The organism is Intestinibacillus sp. NTUH-41-i26, assembly GCF_032769475.1.
Taxonomy (GTDB): domain Bacteria; phylum Bacillota; class Clostridia; order Oscillospirales; family Butyricicoccaceae; genus Agathobaculum; species Agathobaculum ammoniilyticum.
In genome coordinates this window covers 2,004,237-2,022,486 of record NZ_CP136477.1, presented here as the reverse complement: position 1 = coordinate 2,022,486, position 18,250 = coordinate 2,004,237, and the positions used below count along the sequence as shown (strand labels likewise).

16 protein-coding genes are annotated in these 18,250 nt (G+C 58.0%); 9 read left to right on the top strand and 7 right to left on the bottom strand.

Annotated elements, in window-relative coordinates:
- The first annotated feature begins 27 nt into the window (after positions 1-27).
- The 4 genes from RX717_RS10390 to rpoD all read left to right on the top strand — a co-directional run bounded on the left by RX717_RS10390 (position 28) and on the right by rpoD (position 4,808).
- Positions 28-663 carry a YigZ family protein gene (locus RX717_RS10390; RefSeq protein WP_054327591.1) on the top strand — a complete coding sequence of 212 codons (636 nt, stop codon included), beginning with the start codon at positions 28-30 and terminating at the stop codon, positions 661-663.
- Positions 664-774: 111 nt separating this feature from the next.
- Complete coding sequence (locus tag RX717_RS10385; protein WP_107631937.1) at positions 775-1,776, top strand: deoxyguanosinetriphosphate triphosphohydrolase; 1,002 nt, start codon at positions 775-777, stop codon at positions 1,774-1,776.
- Positions 1,777-1,812: 36 nt separating this feature from the next.
- The gene (dnaG, locus tag RX717_RS10380) at positions 1,813-3,579 is read left to right on the top strand and encodes a DNA primase (protein ID WP_107631938.1); all 1,767 of its coding nucleotides are present in this window, start codon (positions 1,813-1,815) and stop codon (positions 3,577-3,579) included.
- Complete coding sequence (gene rpoD / locus RX717_RS10375) at positions 3,576-4,808, top strand: RNA polymerase sigma factor RpoD (RefSeq protein WP_054327588.1); 1,233 nt, start codon at positions 3,576-3,578, stop codon at positions 4,806-4,808. Before dnaG ends, rpoD begins: the two co-directional genes overlap by 4 nt.
- 146 nt (positions 4,809-4,954) lie before the next feature.
- On the opposite strand, the gene RX717_RS10370 is transcribed toward rpoD, so the two are convergent.
- Positions 4,955-5,617, bottom strand: a complete 663-nt coding sequence (locus RX717_RS10370) for a gamma-glutamyl-gamma-aminobutyrate hydrolase family protein (RefSeq protein WP_107631939.1) — start codon at positions 5,615-5,617, stop codon at positions 4,955-4,957.
- 113 nt (positions 5,618-5,730) lie between these two features.
- Between RX717_RS10370 and RX717_RS10365 the strand changes: the two genes are divergently transcribed.
- Positions 5,731-7,518 (top strand): Na/Pi cotransporter family protein, encoded by a 1,788-nt coding sequence (locus tag RX717_RS10365; protein WP_054327586.1) that lies wholly within the window; start codon positions 5,731-5,733, stop codon positions 7,516-7,518.
- Positions 7,519-7,563: 45 nt separating this feature from the next.
- Here the strand turns inward: RX717_RS10365 and RX717_RS10360 are convergent, their stop codons facing one another.
- The 3 genes from RX717_RS10360 to RX717_RS10350 are packed head-to-tail and all read right to left on the bottom strand — an operon-like array spanning position 7,564 to position 11,985.
- The gene (locus RX717_RS10360) at positions 7,564-8,265 is read right to left on the bottom strand and encodes a hypothetical protein (protein ID WP_054327585.1); all 702 of its coding nucleotides are present in this window, start codon (positions 8,263-8,265) and stop codon (positions 7,564-7,566) included.
- 35 nt (positions 8,266-8,300) lie between these two features.
- The gene (locus tag RX717_RS10355) at positions 8,301-9,701 is read right to left on the bottom strand and encodes a hypothetical protein (RefSeq protein ID WP_316960278.1); all 1,401 of its coding nucleotides are present in this window, start codon (positions 9,699-9,701) and stop codon (positions 8,301-8,303) included.
- On the bottom strand, positions 9,688-11,985 hold the full coding sequence (locus tag RX717_RS10350) for an efflux RND transporter permease subunit (RefSeq protein ID WP_316960277.1): 2,298 nt from the start codon (positions 11,983-11,985) through the stop codon (positions 9,688-9,690). Before RX717_RS10350 ends, RX717_RS10355 begins: the two co-directional genes overlap by 14 nt.
- A gap of 177 nt (positions 11,986-12,162) precedes the next feature.
- Between RX717_RS10350 and RX717_RS10345 the strand changes: the two genes are divergently transcribed.
- Positions 12,163-12,720 carry a TetR/AcrR family transcriptional regulator gene (locus RX717_RS10345; protein ID WP_054327580.1) on the top strand — a complete coding sequence of 186 codons (558 nt, stop codon included), beginning with the start codon at positions 12,163-12,165 and terminating at the stop codon, positions 12,718-12,720.
- A 14-nt stretch (positions 12,721-12,734) separates the two neighbouring features.
- Here RX717_RS10345 and RX717_RS10340 read toward each other — a convergent pair whose 3' ends face one another.
- Positions 12,735-13,883 (bottom strand): MGDG synthase family glycosyltransferase, encoded by a 1,149-nt coding sequence (locus tag RX717_RS10340; protein ID WP_054327579.1) that lies wholly within the window; start codon positions 13,881-13,883, stop codon positions 12,735-12,737.
- Positions 13,884-13,940: 57 nt separating this feature from the next.
- Positions 13,941-14,201 (bottom strand): septation regulator SpoVG, encoded by a 261-nt coding sequence (gene spoVG / locus RX717_RS10335; RefSeq protein ID WP_054327578.1) that lies wholly within the window; start codon positions 14,199-14,201, stop codon positions 13,941-13,943.
- 180 nt (positions 14,202-14,381) lie between these two features.
- Here spoVG and murC point away from each other — a divergent pair, with 180 nt between their 5' ends.
- A complete protein-coding gene (gene murC / locus RX717_RS10330; RefSeq protein ID WP_054327577.1) occupies positions 14,382-15,752 on the top strand; it encodes a UDP-N-acetylmuramate--L-alanine ligase in 1,371 nt (456 codons plus the stop codon).
- A gap of 42 nt (positions 15,753-15,794) precedes the next feature.
- On the opposite strand, the gene RX717_RS10325 is transcribed toward murC, so the two are convergent.
- Positions 15,795-16,646, bottom strand: coding sequence for a sugar phosphate isomerase/epimerase family protein (locus RX717_RS10325; protein WP_107631942.1), 852 nt, complete (start codon positions 16,644-16,646; stop codon positions 15,795-15,797).
- 209 nt (positions 16,647-16,855) lie between these two features.
- On the opposite strand from RX717_RS10325, the gene RX717_RS10320 reads away from it, so the two are divergent.
- Positions 16,856-17,467: a cytidylate kinase-like family protein gene (locus RX717_RS10320; protein WP_107631943.1), complete on the top strand. Its 612-nt coding sequence runs from the start codon at positions 16,856-16,858 to the stop codon at positions 17,465-17,467.
- A gap of 131 nt (positions 17,468-17,598) precedes the next feature.
- A complete protein-coding gene (locus tag RX717_RS10315; RefSeq protein ID WP_242977950.1) occupies positions 17,599-18,213 on the top strand; it encodes a hypothetical protein in 615 nt (204 codons plus the stop codon).
- Positions 18,214-18,250: the final 37 nt, after the last annotated feature.

Here is an 18,250-nt window from a genome sequence, read left to right as displayed (position 1 = left end):
TACCCAACCGCGCACGGGGATAGAAGTATGGGAAAAGACTACTTTGTGCCGTTTTCCGAATACGGCGAGGACAAGTTTGAAGAAAAGCATTCCAAATTCACCGGCCGCCTGTGGCGCGTGGAAAGCGCGGAGCAGGCGGTGGCACGGGTCAAACAGATGCGTGATGCGCACTGGGATGCTACGCACAACTGCTGGGCCTATATCATACGGGAAGGCAACCTGATGCGCTACTCGGACGACGGGGAGCCGCAGGGTACAGCGGGGATGCCTATTTTGGACGTGTTGCGGCACGAAAAGCTGGAAAACGTCTGCTGCGTGGTCACGCGGTATTTCGGCGGGATACTGCTCGGCACCGGCGGGCTGGTGCGCGCCTACACCAAAGGGGCGCAGCTTGCAGTCGCGGCGGCGGGCGTCCAGCGGATGAGCCTGTACAGCGTGCTGCTGATTGCCTGCCCGTACCACTTGTATGAGATGGTGACGCACCTGCTGCCGGACTATGACTGCTCGATTGAGGAGACGGATTATGGCGTGGACGTCACGCTGACCTGCACGGTGCCGGCGGGCGGGGAGCAGGCGCTGAACGAGGCGCTGGCCGAGGCTACTGCAGGTTCGGTCTACGCCGAGGTGGTGGAAACCAAATTCATGGGCCGGCGAGTCCGATAGGGCGCCGGCGGCTTGGATTTTTCTAAAAAAAATTTTGAAAAGAAAGAGGAAAACGCAGTTCCATCTGGTATTTTTATTATATAGGCAATTCAGGCAGGGAGAGTGGAGCGTATGACTGTTCGTGAACAGCAGCAGGAAAGGGAACGGCTGACCTTGGCCAATTGGGCAACAAAGTCCTACGCTTCCAGGGGCCGGCAGCGGCCGATGGAGGAATGCCCGTACCGCACCTGCTTCCAGCGCGACAGGGACCGCATCATTCACTCCAAGGCGTTCCGGCGGCTGTCCAACAAGACACAGGTATTCATTTCGCCGGAGGGCGACCACTATCGGGCGCGGCTGACGCATACGCTGGAGGTGGCGCAGATCGCGCGGACGGTCGCGCGGGCGCTGCGGCTGAACGAGGATTTGACGGAAGCGATCGCGCTGGGGCATGACCTGGGGCATACGCCGTTCGGGCATGCCGGCGAGCGCGCGCTGGACGAGGTCTGCCCGTTCGGGTTCCGGCATAATGAGCAGAGCCTGCGTATGATCGACCGGATTGAGGACCTGAACCTCACCTGGGAGGTGCGCGACGGTATCGTGTGCCATACGGGCGGCAGGAAGGCGGATACGCCGGAGGGCCGTATCATCCATTTCGCGGACCGGATCGCCTACATTAACCACGACATCGACGACGCGATCCGCGGGGGACTGATCCGCGCGGCGGATATTCCGCGCCGCCTGCTCGACAGCTTGGGCGATACCCATGGGCGGCGCATTGACACGATGGTGACCGCCATGATCTCCTATGGGCAGCAGCATCGGGAGATTGGCATGGACGAAAAGACGCACCACGAAATGCTCGAGCTGCGCCAGTTTATGTTTGACTATGTATACCAGGGGACAGAGGCGCAGAGCGAGGAGCAGCGCGCGAAAAATATGTTGCGCAGCCTGTATGAATATTTTGTCGAACATCCGGACGAGCTGCCGAGCGATTATTTTGTCCTGATGACGCAGGGCGATCCGCTCGAGCGCGTTGTATGCGATTATATCGCCTGCATGACCGACCGGTACTCGATTTCCACCTATAAAAAATTATTTATTCCGAAAAGCTGGAATAAGATTGAAGATTGACGAAAACGGTTAAGATAAAGGGAAGGAGGGGGCGCAATGCCGTTTGACCGCGTGTTTTTGGACGAGCTTTCCGCGCGGAATGACATCGTGGATATTGTTTCGCAGTACGTGCAGCTGAAAAAAAGTGGCGCAAATTATTTCGGTCTTTGCCCTTTCCACAATGAAAAGACCGCTTCGTTTTCTGTTTCTCCGGACAAGCAGATTTTCCACTGCTTCGGCTGTGGCGCGGGCGGGGGCGTGATCACGTTCGTGATGAAAGCCGAGGGGCTGGAATTCCCTGATGCGGTGCGCTTCCTGGCCGACCGCGCGGGCATGCAGGTACCCGAGCAGGGGGAGGCGGAACGGAAAGCGGCGCGCCACCGCGAGCGGCTGTATGCGCTCTGCAAGGATGCGGCGCGGTTCTATTACCAGACGTTATGGCAGCCGGAGCATCGGGCGGCGCAGCAGTATTTCATTGGCCGCGGCCTGCACCGGCGCGTTATGAATCAGTTCGGGCTGGGCTATGCGCCCGACTCCTTCCACGCGCTGATCGACGCAATGACCGCCAAGGGCTATACGCGGGAAGAACTGATGGATGCCGGACTGGTCAGCCGTAGCGAAAAGGGGAGGATTTACGACCGCTTCCGGAACCGCGTCATGTTCCCGATCATTGATGTGCGCGGCAATGTGATCGCGTTCGGCGGGCGGGTGATGGATGATTCCAAGCCCAAATACCTCAATTCCCCTGAAACGCTGATTTTTCATAAAAGCCGCAACCTGTTTGCGCTGAATCTGGCCAAGACGACGAAGAACGGGTACTTTATTCTCGCGGAAGGGTATATGGATGTGATCGCGCTGCATCAGGCGGGCTTCGACTCCGCCGTGGCCTCGCTCGGCACATCGCTGACCGAGGAGCAGGCGCGTATCATCGCGCGCCACACGGATCAGATCGTGATTTCCTATGACGCGGACGGCGCGGGACAGGCCGCCGCACAGCGCGCGATCGATATTCTGAAAAAATGCGACCTGCAGGTTAAGGTGCTGAAAATACCGGGCGCCAAGGATCCGGATGAATTTATCAAGGCCAAGGGGGCGGACGCGTTCCGCGCGATCATTGATCGGAGCGAAAACCACAACGCCTACCGGCTGGAGCAGATCGCGGCCAAATACGATCTGGAGGACGACGAGGCGCGCGTACTGTTCCTGCGGGATGCGGCGCGTATGCTCGCGGGCATCGAAAGCTCGATCGAGCGCGAGGTATACGCGGGACGCGCCGCCAAAATGGCGGGCGTAACGGCGGAGGCTATGAATATCGAGGTGCGGCGGGAGCTTGGTATCCGGCGTAAGCGGCGGCAGGCCGCGGAGCGCCGCGAGATCCGCTCGCCGGTCGGCATGGCGCAGCCAAAGGACCGGACGCTGGCCTATACGGATGTAAAATCCGCGAAAGCGGAGGAAAATGTGCTGCGGCTCCTGTTCTCCGATCAAAAGCTGATCGCGGGGATGGAAAAGGAAGTGCCGCCGGCATGGTTTTCCGCGCCGGTACTGCGTAAGATATATGAGCGGGTGCTGGCGCTCGATCGGGAGGGGCAGATTGTCGACGTACTGCCGTTCGAGGGTTGGCTTGAGCCGAATGAAATGAGCCTTTTATCTTCGATTCTGGAGCAGAGCCTGCCTGCCGGCGAGCAGAGGCAGGCGCTGCACGAGTACATAGATACCATAAGAATGCAGCGTGTCAGGGATGGTACGATTCAGGAAGCGGGCGAGGACCCGCTGCTTACCTTTGGACGCATTAAAAAACAAAACGCGGGAGGACAAACGATATGACGACAATGGGCAATGGCAATGCGCCGGAGCAGGCGGTGGACCAGCAGCAGGTGGTGAAGGACCTGCTGGCGCTCGGCAAAAAGAACGGGAGGCTGACGCTCAAGGAGATTGCGGACGCGCTCGGCCAGTTGGATATGGAAAGCGACGACATCGATAAGCTGTATGAAACGCTGGAGTCGATGGGGATCGAGATCGAGACCGAGGGCGTGCTTGAAAAGGCGCTGGGCGACGATGATGACGAGGTGTTCGAGCCTGAGGACGTCGAGGAGGTGCCGGAGGAAGAGCTGGTTGATACCTCGGCAATGGCGGAAGCCTTTGCGATTGACGATCCGGTGCGCATGTACCTGAAGGAGATCGGTAAGGTCGACCTGCTCAGCCCTGAGGAGGAGATCACGCTCGCCGAACAGATGCAGAGGGGCAATGAGGCGATCGAGCGCGTCCGCAATGAGGGGGACGCGATCCCACCGGAGGAGCGCGCCGGACTGGATAAGGACATCAAGGCCGGCGAACGGGCGAAAAAGCGTTTGGCCGAAGCAAATCTCCGTCTGGTCGTTTCGATCGCAAAGCGCTATGTCGGCCGCGGGATGCTGTTTTTGGATTTGATCCAGGAGGGCAACTTGGGCCTGATCAAGGCAGTGGAAAAGTTTGATTCGACCAAGGGCTTCAAATTTTCCACCTATGCAACCTGGTGGATCCGGCAGGCCATCACCCGCGCGATCGCGGATCAGGCGCGGACGATCCGCATTCCGGTACACATGGTAGAGACGATTAACAAGGTCATCCGTGTTTCCCGCCAGCTCCTACAGGAGCTGGGACACGACCCGAGTCCGGAGGAAATTGCCAAGGAAATGAATATGCCGGTCGATCGTGTGCGCGATATCCTCAAGATTGCGCAGGAGCCGGTTTCGCTGGAAACGCCGATCGGCGAGGAGGAGGACTCTCATCTGGGCGATTTCATTCCGGATGATGACGCGCCCGAACCGGCTGAGGCGGCTTCATTCATGCTGCTCAAGGAGCAGCTGGTCGAGGTACTCAAAACCCTGACCCCGCGCGAGGAAAAGGTGCTGCGGCTGCGGTTCGGCATCGAGGACGGTCATACCCGCACGCTCGAGGAGGTCGGCAAGGAGTTCAACGTCACCCGTGAGCGTATCCGCCAGATCGAGGCCAAGGCGCTGCGCAAGCTGCGCCATCCGTCGCGTTCCAAAAAGCTGAAAGACTTCCTGAACTGACGCGGGCTGCTGCCCGGCGTTCAGGGATAACGCGCACTGCGGTTACATCAAAAAAGCACCGGAAAAGCTTGTTTCCGGTGCTTTTTGCCTGTCGGTGCAGAGGGAGAAAGGGATAGGCGCGCGGAACGACGAGAGGCCTTAAGCTGTCAGCAGCGCTCAATCAGCCAATGGAACAGGGGAAGGTGGTTCGCGCCCGCCACATCTTCGCAGAAGGGCGGCACCATGCGTTCGGGATGCCACTGCACGCCAAGGATAGGGGCGGTGGCGTGCATAAGCGCCTCGATGATGCCGTCGCTGGCACGCGCGGCGGTTTGGAGGCAGGGCGCGGGCTGATCGACCGCCTGGTGATGGTAACTGTTGACCGTGGGGGCCGGCCCCACGAGTGCAGAAAGCGCGCCGGTACAGCGGATGCCGTGGCAGCCGCCGCTGTGCGCGGGGATATCCTGATGCAGCGTGCCGCCGAGAAAGACGTTGATCACCTGGACGCCGCGGCAGATGCCGAGGATGGGCTTGCGGCGGCGGTAAAAGTCCTCGAAGAGTGCCCGCTCCTCCTTGTCACGCACCGGATCAACCGAAAGCGCGGCGTTTTGGACGCTTTGCCCGAAACAGGAGGGATGGATGTCACCGCCGCCGGCGAGCAACAGCCCGTCGCAGCGGGCGGCAAGGCAGGCGGATGGGCCACCTGTATACAATACGCCCGCCGCGCCAGCGCCGCCCAGACAGGCGCCGTACAGCGCGGATTGCTGTCGTGACATGGATAAATTGCCCATTACGCGGCTGCTGGAAATTAAAATCAGTGGATGTTGCACAGCTTTCTCCTCCTATGCCTTTTTTCGTTGACAGGGCAATATAGAATCATTATACTTAAATTGTATGGGAAAAATAAAAATGAAGTTAAGGGTATGTGAAACGGAGGAAGCGCATGGAGTTCAATGTGCTGTCGGTCGTACAGTTGGTAGGCGGCTTGGCGCTGTTTATTTACGGTATGACCACCATGGGAAAGGGTTTGGAGCGCGCGGCCGGCTCTAAGCTTGAAAAAACGCTGGAAAAAATGACCGGCAATGTGTTTAAGGCGCTGCTGATGGGGATGGTAGTCACCATGGTCATCCAGTCCTCTTCAGCGACGACGGTCATGGTGGTCGGCTTTGTAAACGCTGGCATAATGTCTTTGCGGCAGTCTGTCGGTGTTATTTTGGGCGCGAATATCGGTACCACGATCACCGCGCAGATTCTGCGGCTGGACAGCGGCGGCGAGATAGGCGGCAATCTGTTCATGCAGATGCTCAAGCCGAAAAACCTCGCCTTTCTGATTGTCCTGGCCGGTGTTATCATTATGATGCTCGCCAAAAAGCGCAGGACCCGTGATATCGCGGATATCTTTTCCGGATTCGGCATTCTGTTTATCGGTATGTCCACGATGGAAAGCGCGGTCGCGCCTCTGGCTGATCTGCCCCAGTTCGCACAGTTGTTCGCGACGATTGCAAACCCCGTGCTCGGCGTCTTGGTTGGCGCGGGCGTAACGGCGATCATCCAGTCCTCGTCCGCATCGGTCGGTATTTTGCAGGCGCTGTCCACAACGGGCGCGATCACCTATGCCGCCGCGATACCGATTATCCTAGGTCAGAACATCGGCACCTGCATCACGGCGTTCCTGTCGTCGATCGGCGGTTCCAAAAACGCCCGCCGAACCGCGATGGTGCATTTTTACTTCAACCTGATCGGCTCGATCGTGTTTTTGGTCGTCATTTATTCTATCCAGTACACGGTCGGCTTCTCGTTCTGGAATTCGGCGATCGATAAGGGCGGCATCGCCAATTTCCACACGCTGTTCAATGTCACCTGCACGATTCTGTTCCTGCCGTTTACCAAACTGCTGGTGCATCTGGCGGAATGGAGCGTTCCGTCGGGCGAGCAGCAGGAGGACCCACTGGCGCGTTTGGAGCCCCGCTTCCTGACGACGCCGTCGCTGGCCCTGGAGCAGGCGCAGCGCTGCATTGCGGATATGGGCGATGCGGCCAAGCAGAACCTGCAGCTGGCCACCGAGCCGCTGTTTGACAAAAGCGCGCCGAACGAAAGCCTGTTCAGGGAGCATGAGAGCTTTTTGGACCGTGCCGAGGTAGAGGTCGCGCGGTATCTGACCAATATCCACAATATCCGTTCGGTCGACCAGCGGCGCCAGTTAGCGGAGATGATGCACTCGCTGTCCGATTTCGAAAAGATTGGGGACTACGCGCAGAATATCTTTGACCGCGCGGAGGAATTCCGGCAAAGCGATCTGTCGTTCTCGGAAACCGCGGCGCAGGAGCTGCATACCATGTGCCAAGCGGTCGGTGAGGCGCTTGACCTGACCGTTGAGGGGTATGTGACGCGGTCGGTTTCTATCGCGCGCACGGTCGAGCCGGTGGAAGAGGTCGTGGATACGCTCAAGGAGCGGCTGAAAAGCAACCACATTCAGCGCTTGGGGAATAATGAATGCACGATGCAGATCGGCATCCATTTCCTTGATATCGTGCATGATCTGGAAAAAATCAGCGACCATTGTTCGAATATTGCGATTTATACGATCCAGCTTGGCGAGGGCGCCGAGGAGTTCGATACGCATGAATACGCCAAGGAGGGCTACCGGTCCACGCCGCAATTCGCGGAAAAGCTGCGCTATTATCAGCAGAAATACCTGACGCAGATCCAGGCGGCACAGGAAAAGGCCTAAAGCAGTATATGAAAGCGCCGCGTTCGTTAGAACGCGGCGCTTTTGTCATTCCTCAGAGACGAATACCCCATATATGGCGGAAAAGAGCTTTCTGAAAATGTTCCCGATGCGGGCGAGTACACCCTCGTCGGCCTGCTCTTGGTTCGCGGCGGCGGTTCCTTCATCATCGTCGAGCGATATCTCATGGGTGCGCAGGATAAACTGAAGGCTGGCCGGCGTCGGGTTCTGGCTGCTGGTCACGGACTGAAGCTCGGCTTGCGCATCGATGTTGAGGACATTGGTATCCTCTTCCAGATCCTTTTCCGCGTCGTCCACCGCGCTGTGGATCGAATCGGTTGCTTTCTGTAGGCTGCTGGAGCTGTTGGAGCGCGCGGCCTTATCCAGAACGTCCAGCAGTCCGTCGATCGATGTTTGCAGGCTGGCGTCCGCCTGGCCGCGGACCGAGCGCAGGATGCCGTTGGCGGAGTCGAGCATGTCGTAGGAGGCGGACAGCGCTTTGGTAAGCGCAACCATCAGCTCCTCGCCCTTGTCCGCAGCGGAAACCGCCTCGGTCGTGATCTGCTGCAGGCAGGTGGAAAGGGCGGGGATATCGGCCACAAGCTGATTGACACGCTCGAGCGAGGTGTTCATCAGATCGGCGAGCTTTTTCCCCTCCGCGGTGAAATCCTGCGGCAACCCCTCGTAATCATCCAGCACATCCGCGATATCCGCAAGGTTTTCCAGGATGCCGTCCGAGGAGGACAGCATGCTCTCCAAGCTGTCCGCGGTGTCCGACAGCGTGCTCAGCGTTTTTTGGACGCTGCGATCGTTCCGGACAGGCCAGAGGGGAGGGCGGACAGCATATCGCCTAACGCGGCCGCTTCTTCGGGGGTGATGATGCCAGCGGAAACCAGATGCGCCAAATCGAGCTGGATCAGTGTGATGAGCGCGTCCTGGATATCCTCCAATGCGGAAAGGGAATTCCTGAGGGAACTCAGGTTGGAGGACAGGCGGCCCATATCGTTTTTTAGGTCGTCCACAGCGCTCCGCAGCTGGTCGATATAAAATCCGTCAATATCGGCGGCGTCGTCCAGGTCGTTGAACATATCCTCCAGGTTATCCAGGGATATCTTGACTTTGCGGAGCAATTCCTGATATTCGAGGATATCGGCGCCGGATTCCTCAAGCGTGCCGAGCATGCTGTTGACGGTAGCGTTGAGCGTGACCAGTATGGTTTTCATGGCGTTCAGCTCGGGAATCAGGGAGTCGGATTTGCCGGCAAGCGCTTCCAGCGCGTCAAGGGCCGCGTCGGTTTTGGGGTCAAGGGTGCCGCGGTCCGCGACAAGCTGCTTGCGCACCTCGTTGATGCCGGATACGCCGTGTGACAGCGTATTAAAGCCGCTCTGCATGCTCTGCAGCGTTTCCAGCATGCTGCTGAGCCCCTCATACAGGTTGTCGCCCGAGTCCCCGAGGCGGTCCTTGATATCCTTCATATCCGCGAGGATATCGAGCGAGGAAAGCGTGGCGGGCGCCAGGAAAAGCAGAAGCCCCATGCTTTCAAAGCTGTTTGAGCCGATCCGCACGGTAAAGGTGCTTTCCTCGCCTGGCAGGCCCATGAAAAAGACGATCTTGTAGGTTCCCATCGACTGCACCTGCGCGCCGGGCGCTTCGATCGAGAGTGCTTTGCTCATGTCGATGCCGGTGCCGCAAATGAGTGTCATATTGTTTTTGTAATACTCGCTTGCGGCTTCGTTCGGTACGGCGTGAATGGTCATTTCGATCAAACCGGACGCGCCCGCGCACGTTTCCGCTTCGACGGGTACGCCGTTAAGCTGATAGGATACATCGAAATTCCACGGAAGCTGTATAGGCTCCTCCCCGTTGGGGATGCATTCATAATAGAAGCGCTGCTGTCCGTCGTCCGCGATCTCCCAGGTGACCGAACCGTCGCTGAGCGCAGGCTCGTCATAGGTGGACATGTTATATACAGCGCTGTAATCGCCATAGTCGGTAAACGAGGTATGGCCGTTCAGGTTCACGCCCTTGACGATGCGGGTATCCTCGGGCATGCCATAGTAATCCAGGTTGATATAAACCGCCTCGTCGGTTTCCACGACAGGCGCGGCGGCAAACGCCGCCTGGGGCAGCAGGAGCGCTGGCAGAAGCGCGCAGGCGGTCAGGCGGCATAGCTTATTTGCGAACATGGTTGTTTTCCTCCTCTCGGTCGGCCTTATCCGGTGTATCCGCCGGCTTTTGCGGATGGAGCAGGCGCATGAGCCGGTTCCGGATGGCCTTATGTCGGGCGCGGCGGTTTTCGCGGATTTGTTCCTGCAGGCGCAGACGCTGCTCATGCAGCGCGCTGAGCGTGGGCAGCGTCAGCTTTTTGTCGCGAATGCGGTTCATCCTGGCGTGCTTTTTCTGCGCGTAATCCGGCTTTATGATCCAGCGGTCGAACAGCATCAGGCACATCGGCAGCAGGAACAGCACAAGGATCATGGAGATCAGCGCGCCGCGGCCGATCAGCTGCCCCAGGCCTGACACCGCCTCGACCGAGGTGAGGAAGAACAGGCCGTAGGCGACCGTCATGATAATCAGGCCGGAGGTCAGGATGGATTCCGCGCTAACCGTGACCGCGCGGATGGCAGCCTCCCGTTTATCGCCCTGCGAACGGGCGTCCAGATAGTTGCCGGTCAGCAGGATGGAATAATCGATTGTCGCGCCGAGCTGGATACAGCCGACGATAATAAAGCCGAGGTACATGGTGCGCTGTCCGTAGATGTAGGGCAGCGCGGTGTTGATGTAAATGGCGCATTCGATCGGGATCAGCACGACCAGCGGCAGCAGCAGCGCCTTATAGGTGATTGCCACCACCAGCGCGACGCCCAGCAGCGAGACGATGTTGACTCGGTTGTTATCCGGCACGATGATTTCCTTGATATCCTGTGTAGAGGGAGTTACGCCGACCAGATAGGTCTGCTCATCCGGATAATACCGGTCGATGACGGCGCGGATCTCATCCGCATATCGGAACGCCGCGTCGCTTTCGCCGGCGGAACGGACGTTGATGATTACGCGCGCCCAGTGCTCGGAGTGCAGGATGCCGGTGATGCTCTCCGGCAAAAAATCCTCCGGTATGCCGGAGGGCAGGACCGAAGCCAGGCCGAGAGAATATTTGACATAGGGCAGGCTGTCCAGTTCCTCGCTCATGGCCTTTTCCGTGACGTTGCTGTCCAGCGGGACCAGGGCGAGCATCATATTGCTCTGTCCGAATTCCGCGTTCATCCGTTGCTCAGCCTCATAGACCGGCGTGCCGGGGGAGTTGGCGACCGCCTCATTGCCATAGGTGAAATCGGCCATGCCCTGCGCGACATAGCAGGGGACGATCAGTACCATCACTACGATCAGGATCGGCTTGCGGACTTTGTACACAAACTCCCCGAAGCTGCGCCACTGCTTGGGGACGAACGGCCGGTGTTGGGTCTTCGCTACGATATTCTGGCTGCGCAGGATCAGCGCGGGCATCAGCAGCAGCACGGTGACAAGGCTCAGCGCGATGCCTTTTGCCAGCACCAGCCCCATATCCGGACCGATGCCGAAGTTCATCAGCACCATGGCGGCAAAGCCGACGATGGTTGTCGCGCCGGAGGCGCCGATCGAGGAAACGGCCGAGCGCAGCGCGTTGGCCATGGCCTGCTCGGGTTCGGCGCCGTTGGCCCGTTCCTCGGTGAACGCATGCAGTAGGAAAATGGAGTAGTCCATCGAACAGGCGAGCTGTAGGACCGCGCCCACCGCGTTGGATAGGAATGAGATCTCGCCGAATATGATGTTGGAGCCCATGTTGATGATAATGGCGATGCCAAGCACCGAAAGGAACAGCACAGGCTCAAACCAGGAGGTTGTGGTGAGCGTCAGGATCAGATAGATGATGATGACCGCAAGCACCATCACGCGCGCGACCTCCGCGTTGATCGTGGGGCCGAGGTTGGTGTCTGACACCGCTGAACCGGCCACCAGGCCGCGGTCCCCGACGATCTGCTCGATCTCCCGAACCGCCTTGTGCGTCCGGCTGGACGAATCCTTCTCCAAAAAGATGACGTCCATATAGGCCTTTCCGTCCTTGTAGTAATCCTCGATGTCCGTGTAGTCGATAAATGCGCTGGAACCGTAGATGTTGGTCTCCAGATCGCACCACATGACCATATCGACGCCCTCTACATCGGCGATGCGGTCCTTGACGTTTTTCGCCTCGTACAGCGTGACATCCTCCAGCATGACGCGCCCCATGCCGGGATAGGTGAATTCGTCCTCCATGATATCGAGCGCCTGCGCGGATGGACTGGAATCCGGCAGGTATTTTGTCAGGTCGTAGTTAACGCCGACCATTGGGATACAGATCAAACTGAAAATGATAAGTACGGTAAACACTTTTTCGATCAGCCTGCGGCTGTGAATGATCAGGTCAACAGGACTATGTCCCTTTCGTTTCACAAAGAAAAAACACCATCTTTCTTGAAAATAGACATTGCGTACGATTTCTTTTCATGTTATAGTATAGTACATAAGGATAACATACACAATAATCAAATCTATTCATAATGAATGATAATAAACAAAATATATTTTAATGTATGTTATCTTTGGAGTAATGGACAGGAGGGAGTCCTGATGGAGGAGCGGGAGGACAAACGCATCAGGCGCACGAAAAAGCTGCTGCGGCAGGCATTGACAAGGCTGATGCAGCAAAAGGATTTTCAGAGCATCACCGTGACCGATGTGGTGCGGGAAGCGGATATCAACCGCGGAACGTTTTATGCGCATTATCGGGATGTTTACGATCTGCGTGAAAAAATAGAAAGCGAAATGATCGCGGACTTTCGCGGAATGATCGACGATATCCATTTGAACGGCGGCGGCTCCCTGCATCCGGTGCTCATGCGCGCGGTGGATTATCTGGAGGAGAATCGGGAGATTGTGACCACGCTGGTCCGTGTGAGCGGAGCGGAGGGGTTCAGCAAAAAGCTGATCCATGTGATTGAGGAATGCCGCATGGAGTCCGTGCCGTGCAGGGGCGTGGAGGATGTTTACGTCGCGCGCTTTATTGCGACCGGCGTGGTAGGGATGCTCGAACGGTGGGTCGCGGAATCGCAGCCGCTGCCGAAAAATGAGTTGATCGCGCTGATGGAACATATCCTTTCCCCCATGCTGCAGTCGGCCAGGGGATAAAAAACGCATGCTTTTCAGCATGCGTTTGATGGTTCATTCCATTGCAATACAAAATCCGCGAGCCGTTCGGTTGCATCCGGATGGGCGACCGCCTGCATGGTCTGGCGCACGGTCGCCAGACGGGCGGGGTTGCGGAACAGCTCGTACACGGCCTCGTCGATCGGGAAATGCTTGGTGATCTGCGCCGCCATCCCGTTGTTGACCAGGAACTCCACGTTGCGCTCCTCATGGCCGGGGATCGGGTCGACAAGCAGCATGGGCAGGTTTTTGGCAAGCGCCTCGGATACCGTCAGGCCGCCGGGCTTGGAAACGATGCAGTCCGCAGCGCTCATCATTACCTCTACGTTGTGGACAAAGCCGTATGGCTTGATCACACAGTCGCCCTGATAGCGGGAGGCGAACTGTTCAACCTGTAGAAACTGCTTTTTGTTGTTGCCGCAGACCACAAGAAGCTGCAGCGGGAAGCCGAGCGCGGTCAGCTTTTCCAGCGTTTTTACATGGTCGGCATAGCCCATGCTACCGCCCATGAGCAGGAGCGTGCGCTGCTGCGGGTCAATGCCGAGCTGCGCCGCAGCGTCCGCCCGCGACAGCTTTTGGTTGAATTTCGGATGCACCGGTATGCCGAACGGCAGGATGCGGCGCTCGGGTATGCCGCGCTTGACGCAGCGGAAGGTGAGCAGTTCGCTTGCCGTTACAATATACTGTACATGCGGCACGTCTTCCCAGTAGGGATGCAGGGTGTAGTCGGTCACGATGCCGATGGTTTTGATATCGTCAAGCTTTTTTCGCTTTTTCAGCTCATCCACCATCTGCGCGGCGAAAACGTGCGTGCAGAGGATTACATCGGGCGCGTAGCCCGCAATCACCCTGGCGAACTTGGACGCCCCGAGGGCATTGATGATGTTGATAATGCTGGGGCCAGCGGTGAAATAGCCCGCGCCGCCGTTTTCCGCAAGCTGATAGACCAGACGGTACAGCGTCTGCATGTGCTTGGAGGAAAACAGGTAGCCCTTGTCAATGGTTGCCCTGATCAGGTTGCTGATGTAGGCGTAAACGTCCAGCGTATGCACATCGGCGCCCTTGCTGGTCAGCATGTCGCCCACGGCCTTTGCGGTCGCATGGTGTCCAAAGCCTGCTGTGACAGATAAAATCAATACTCTCATACCGGTACCTCTCCTTGTATAAGAGTTATTGTACATCAAAACAGGAAAAAAAGCAAATTACTGTATAAACGCCGCCTTATAGGCGTCCAGCACCCTGTGCTCCAGCTCGTCGCGCAGCGCGTTGCCGACCGGATGCGCGATATCGCGGAAGCGCCCGTCCGGCATCCGGCGGGACGGCATGGCGAGGAACAGCCGGTCATGTCCGTCGATGATCTTGATGTCATGCACGGCGAACATATCGTCGAAAGTGACGGATACCAGCGCCTTCAGGCGGCCGTATTCTTCCACATGGCGGAATTTGATGTCTGTGATTTCCATAGTGTACTCCTTTTTTCTGATTGGTCGTTTTAATTTTGTCTGTTTGCCTATTTATATTTTGACAGGTTTGTACTATAATATACCTTGTCTGGCAAGAATAGCAGTACAGGCAAAGCCCTCTCGGCTGGAACCGCGGTTTCGCCCGAAGACTGAAGATTATAGCAGGAGGCTTAGGGGAATATGGCCCTTTCAATCAAGCCCTATATTGAAAATAAGGAAACCATCCATCTGATTGGCATTGGCGGCGTATCCATGAATTCGCTGGCCGAGCTGCTGCTGTCAAAAGGGGTGCCGGTCACCGGCTCGGACCGGCTGGGGACTGACGTTACCGCGCGCCTGAAGGCGCGGGGCGCAAAAATCAGCTATGAGCATAAGGCGGAAAATGTGCAGGGCGCTTCGCTCGTCGTCCGCACTGCCGCGGTACATGACGATAATCCGGAGGTCGTCCGCGCGCATGAGCTGGGCATACCGGTGATGGAACGCGCGGAGGCCTGGGGCCACCTGATGCGGGATTACGATAATGTGGTCTGCCTGGCCGGCACGCACGGCAAGACGACCTCGACCTCCATGATGGCGCTGATCACCATGGAGGCCGGCCTGGACCCGACGGTCATGGTCGGTAGCAACCTGCCCGCGATCGGCGGCACGCTGCGCATCGGCGGCAAGGGCTGCTTTGTGGCGGAAAGCTGCGAATACTGCAATTCCTTCCTCAAATTCGCGCCGACCGTCGCGGTGGTACTCAATGTGGAGGAGGACCACCTTGACTTTTTCAAGGATATCAATGATATCATCCACTCGTTCCGCGCGTTTGTCGAGCTGACGCCGATGAATGGGCTGGTGGTCGCCAACGGGGACGATCCCAACGCCATGCGGAGTGTCGCGGGACTGGACCGGCGTATCCGTACGTTCGGCATGGCGCCGGACGCGGACGTGCGCGCCGAAGACGTGCGGGATGTGAACGGATATTACCAGTTTACCGTCCTGATCGGCGGCAAGCCGTATGCACGGGTCAGGCTGTCCGTTCCCGGGCGGCACAATATGCTCAACGCCTTGGCGTGCTGCGCGGCGGCGGAGTTTTTGGGCGTATCGGGCGCGGCGGCGGAACGCGGACTGAACCAGTTCACCGGCTCGTCCCGCCGGTTCCAGTTGATTGGCAAAATGCCGTGCGGCGCGACTGTGGTGGACGACTACGCCCATCACCCCAATGAGATGAAAGCGACCCTGACGACCGCCAGAGAGATGCGGTTCGACCGTATCCTGTGCGCGTTCCAGCCGCATACCTATACCCGCACCAAGGCGCTGTTCCCTGAATTCGTGGAGGCGTTGAAGCTGTGCGACCAGGCCGTGCTTGCGCCGATCTACGCGGCGCGGGAGCAGAATACGGTCGGGGTGTACGCGAGCGACTTGGCGGAAGAAGTGCCGGGGGCGGTAGCCTTTGACAGCTTTGCGGAGATCGCGGCCTATCTGCGCCGCGAGGCAGGGCCGAACGACCTGGTGATTACCATGGGCGCGGGGAATATCAACGAGGTAGGCCCCATGTTGATCCGATAAAAACAGAAAAGCCGCAGGACGCGCTCCTGCGGCTTTTTTCTGTTACGGCTGTCCGCTGTAGGGAGGACGCGCGGGGATAAGCTGCCTGAGATATGCCACGCTCTGTTCCGCCCAATCCTCCTCCTGCGAAAGGGTCTGTTCCAGCGTGGGGCAGCACGCCATCCAGCTTTCCAGCACCGTGCTGAAATCGCGGGGCGCCTCCCGCTTCAGGTAGTCGAGTATTTTGGGGATGGGCTGACGCCCCTGCCCGGCGGGCATGCCCGTGATGGCCAGCCCGACGCCGGAATTGCTGCGCTGGATCGTGTAATCCTTGACATGGAAACAGACGCAGTACGGCGCCATATACTGCAATACCTCGTCGATCGGCTCCTCAGTGGAGAGCGAATTCGTGCTGTCCACGACCAGGCCGACGAGCGGATGGCCGATCTGCGCGATCATTTCGGCGTATTCGTGCGCGAGGAAACGGTCATGGTTCTCAATGCCGAGCGTCAGGCCGTGCCGCTCGAGACGGGGCAGGACGCCGCGCACGACGCGGATGGTTTCCTCCATCGGCGGCTCGTAGCCTGCGGCGTCCGTGATGCCGCGCAGCATGCTGACGCCCAGACGGGCGGATATATCGATATACCGTTCGAGCCGCGCGGGCGTCATGCCCTTCATGCCGGCCTCGAGCAGGATGCCGCGCTCCTGCGCATAGACGCGGATCTCGTCCAGGGTGGCGTCGCTGAAATCGTCAAACGGCAGGTTGTGCGAATACTGCACGCAGCCCACGTCGAGCGCGACCGCCTTGTCGATCAGGCCGAGCGGCGTGAGCGGCTGCGCCGGCCGCTGCGCGGGATTGACGCCGGATAAAAACGGATAGGTAAAGGAACTGATGCCAAGCCAGGTCTGCGCCATAACAAGCCTCCTTTTTTATGAAAAAACAATAAAAGCCGCGGCTATCTTCTTGCCTTTATTTTGCACGGGGAGAAAGTAATTGTCAACGATTTCTCGCAATTCAAAAAAACATCAGATTTTTACTTGACAAAAATCACGAAATGGTGCATACTGAACATACAAAGAATTATGCAATTTGTATAATTTCGTAACAGTGAGGAGGGTGCGTTATGAATAACAACTTAATCATCACCATCGGCCGTGAATACGGCACAGGCGGCCGTGAAATCGGCCAGAAACTCGCGCTCCGCCTTGGCATTTCCTTTTATGACCGCGAGCTGATCACGCGGGCGGCCAAAAAGACCGGCTTTGATGAAAAGCTGTTTGAACAGTTGGATAAACGGGCGACAAACAGCTTCCTGTACTCGCTGACCATGTTCGGCTCGGTCGGGCTGAACGGCATGAGCCTGACCGACCAGCTTTATCTGGCACAGGCGAATGTGATCCGTGAGATTGCGGAGGACGCGCCCTGCGTGGTCGTCGGCCGCTGCGCCGACCATGTGCTGCGGGACTTCCCGAACAAGTTCGATTTCTTTATCCACGGCTCGATCGAGGATCGCATTAAGCGGATCCAGAGCTGCGGGGACTATGAGATCGAGGGCAAGACGCCGCAGGCGGCGTTGGAAAAAATGGATAAGCAGCGCTCTACCTATTACAACTACTATACCGGAAAGGTATGGGGCAAGTGTGACCATTACGATATGTGCATCAACGCCGGCCGGCTGGGTGTGGAGCATTCTGTGGATATTATTCTGGAGTATGTCAACCGGTTGAAAAAATAAGCTCGTTTCTTCATGGGGAATAGAGGAAAAGAGAGGGAGGAAAGGCCGTATCCATTCGGATACGGCCTTTCCTATAGCGCGGAACAAAACCGCTGCGCGAACGTCAGAACAGGTAAAAGGAGGGAATGACAATGAAGCGATTGCTCACAGGCGGGCTGGCTGCCATGCTGGTGATGCTGCTGCCGGGCTGTGGAGATCAGACAACTGCCAAGCCGGTGATTTACCTCTATCCGGAGGAAGTCACGGAGGTGCTGGCTCAGTTGGATTACAACGGTGAATTGGCCGTCACCTATCCGGCGTATGAGGATGGCTGGGCCGTGACCGCCCATCCGGACGGCACGCTGGTCGATGCGGAAGGAAAGGAGTACTCGTACCTGTTCTGGGAGGGTTCCTCGGATACGGAATACGACTTTTCCGAAGGGTTCTGCGTAGCCGGGAAGGACACGGCGGCATTCCTGCAGGGGACGCTGGCGGAGATCGGTCTGACGCCGCGGGAGTACAATGAATTTATCGTGTACTGGCTGCCGAGGATGCAGGGGAATGCCTATAACCTGATCTCGTTCCAGTCCGACCGGTATACCGAGACGGCAAGGCTGACCATCGAACCGGAGCCGGACAGCGTGCTGCGCGTATTCATGGCCTGGAAGCCGCTGGAGGCGCCGCAGGAGATTACGCCGCAGACCTTTGCGCAATTTGAGCGGGATGGCTTCACGGTGGTCGAATGGGGCGGCTGCGAGCTGCCGTGAATGGCAAAAGCGCCGGTGCAATACGCACCGGCGCTTT